The organism is Inquilinus sp. (genome assembly GCF_057815775.1).
Window position 1 is genome coordinate 1 of record NZ_JBYRFX010000937.1, and the last position, 2400, is coordinate 2400.

General features: G+C 70.1%; 3 protein-coding genes. 1 reads left to right on the forward strand and 2 read right to left on the reverse strand.

The window, feature by feature from the left end:
* Window positions 1–357, forward strand: a 357-nt coding sequence (locus tag AC3XYG_RS33420) for a hypothetical protein (RefSeq protein ID WP_489144204.1), incomplete at its 5' end; no start/stop codon positions are given.
* Between the two features lie 167 nt (window positions 358–524).
* On the opposite strand, the gene AC3XYG_RS33425 is transcribed toward AC3XYG_RS33420, so the two are convergent.
* Both AC3XYG_RS33425 and AC3XYG_RS33430 read right to left on the reverse strand, forming a co-directional pair.
* Window positions 525–1316 carry an SDR family NAD(P)-dependent oxidoreductase gene (locus tag AC3XYG_RS33425; RefSeq protein WP_489144205.1) on the reverse strand — a complete coding sequence of 264 codons (792 nt, stop codon included), beginning with the start codon at window positions 1314–1316 and terminating at the stop codon, window positions 525–527.
* 26 nt (window positions 1317–1342) lie between these two features.
* Window positions 1343–2293: an ABC transporter permease gene (locus AC3XYG_RS33430; RefSeq protein WP_489144206.1), complete on the reverse strand. Its 951-nt coding sequence runs from the start codon at window positions 2291–2293 to the stop codon at window positions 1343–1345.
* Window positions 2294–2400 lie beyond the last annotated feature (107 nt).

Consider the following 2400-nt stretch of genomic DNA (forward strand, 5'->3'; position numbering starts at 1 on the left):
GCCGAAGAGGCCGAGATCCTCGGCGTTGCCGGCATCCGCTTTCGGCGCGGGCGCTTCCGCCGGGTGCCGTCGGCCGAGTTCGGCCGTCCCGTGACCGAGCACTACATGCTCGACACCGACACCAACGAGATCTTCCCGCCACCACCGCCGCCCTTGCCGGACCTGCCGGCAGCGGCCGATCCGGGTGACGCCGGGCGATCGCCCAATGCGGGCGACGCTGGACCGTCGGCCGCGACCGGCCCGCCGGACGGGCCCTCGGATGAAGAGCTGATCGCCGCCGAGATCCGGCGCCGCGAGGCCCAGGCCTGGCAGCGGCTGCGGGCGGCCGTGCATCTGCGCGCCGCCAGGCTCGGCTGAACGCCGGTGCCGACGGATGCGCGCGGCGCCCATTCTTCACCGTCATCGCGAGCGTAGCGACGCGATCCAGTCCCGCCGGCGCAAACCGTGCAAGCGGCGGCAATCCTGGATCGCCACGCCCCTACGGGGCTCGCGATGACGGTGGGGGTTGGGCGCGGCGGCCCCCGTCACAGCGTCTTCAGCATCCCGCCATCGACGAAATAGGTCGATCCGACGCTGTAGCTGGCCTTGTCGGAGCACAGGAAGACGAAGAAATTCGCCAGCTCCTGCGGCGTGCCGAAGCGCTTGATGCTGGCGTGCTCGTCGGCCACGCCCTGCAGATACCCTTCCCAGTCGCCACCGGTGTCGGCGGTCAGCTGCTTGGCGGTCTTGATCCAGTCGGGCGTCAGGATCAGGCCGGGATTGACGCAGTTCACCCGGATGTTGTCCTTCACCACCTCGGTGGCGAGGGTCTTCGAGAACATCATCAGCGCCGATTTGGTGACGTTGTAGATCGGCTCGTACCACAGCGGCTGCACCGCGCAGATCGAGGCGTTGTGCAGGATCACCCCGCCGCCGCGCCGGCGCATGCCCGGCACGAAGCCGCGCGCCAGCCGCACCGCCGCCATGACATGCAGGTCCCAATAGGACTGCCACTTCTCGTCCGGCGCCTCCATGATCGTCTCGTTCGACCCGGTGCCGGCGTTGTTGATCAGGATGTCGGCGCCGCCGAAGGCCTGCTCGGCGGCCGCGACCAGCGCGTCCGTGCCCGCCTTGGTGCCGACATCGCAGGCCACCGCCAGGGTGCGCACGCCGTGGCGCTGCGCCAGCGCCGCGGCCTCCGCCTCCAGCCGCTCGGGCTGCCGCGCCGCCAGGACGATATGCACGCCCTCGGCCGCCAGCACGTCCGCCACGGCCAAGCCGATGCCGATGCTGGCGCCGGTGATGACCGCGACCTTGCCGGTCAATCCTAGATCCATCTGATATTCCCCCAAGGCCCTGCGGGCTATTTCGCGATCTGGATCTTGCCGCGGTCCAGGGTCACCGCGACGGCCAGGATGAGAACGGCGCCGAACACCACCTGCTGGGCGAAGATATTGACGCCGAGGAAGGTCATGCCGATGCGCACGACCGAGACGGTCAGCGCGCCGACCAGGGTGCGGCCGATGCCGCCGATGCCGCCGGTGATGGCGGTGCCGCCGACCAGCACCGCCGAGATCGCCGGCAGCAGCAACTGGTTGGCGACGGTCGGCGACCCGCTGGCGAGGCGTGCCGCCAGCATGATGCCGGCCAGCGCGGCGAAGCTGCCGGACAGCATGAAGGCCAGGATCTTCTGCCGGTTGACCCGGATCCCCGCCGCCCAGGCCGCCGGCTCCCCCGCCCCGATGGCGAGGCTGTAGCGGCCGAAGCGGCTGAAGCGCTGCAGGTAGACGCCGATGGCCAGCGCCACCAGCCCGACGCCGATGATGTTCGGCACGCCCAAGGTCTTGTCGGTGATCCAGTCCAGCAGCGCGCGGGTGTCCGCCGCGATGGCGATGTTGCGGGCGTCGGAGATGAACAGCGCCACGCCGCCGACCACGCCGCCGGTGGCCAGCGTGGCGATGAAGGACGGCACCCGCAGCTTCACATGCACGAAGCCGCTGACCAGCCCGGCCGCCGCCCCGGCGAGCAGCGCCACGGCGAAGGCGCCGACGCCGATCCGCGGCAGCAGCAGGGCGACGATGACGGTGCTGAGCGACGCCACCGACGGAATGCTGAGATCGATGCTGCCGAGCAGGATGACGAAGGTCACCCCCGCGGCCAGGGTGAACAGCGTGGTGGTGTCGGCCAGGATCACCAGCAGTGTGTCCGGCGTGCCGAAGCCCGGCTCCACCGCGGCGATGGCCACCACCAGCACCAGCAGGAACAGCGCCGGCGCCGCATTGCGCAATGTGGCGGGATCGAGCAGGCGGGTCATGGCACGGCCTCGCCGGATAGATGGAAATACGTTGCCTCTCCCACCTCCTGAACCGCCCTGCCTTTAAACTCTCCCCCTCCCCTTGCGGGAGGGGGAGAGTTTAAAGG

Excerpts from the sequence above, each read along its gene's own strand:
- AC3XYG_RS33425 (WP_489144205.1), bottom strand. The coding sequence starts at position 1,316 with ATGGATCTAGGATTGACCGGCAAGGTCGCGGTCATCACCGGCGCCAGC.
- AC3XYG_RS33430 (WP_489144206.1), bottom strand. The coding sequence starts at position 2,293 with ATGACCCGCCTGCTCGATCCCGCCACATTGCGCAATGCGGCGCCGGCG.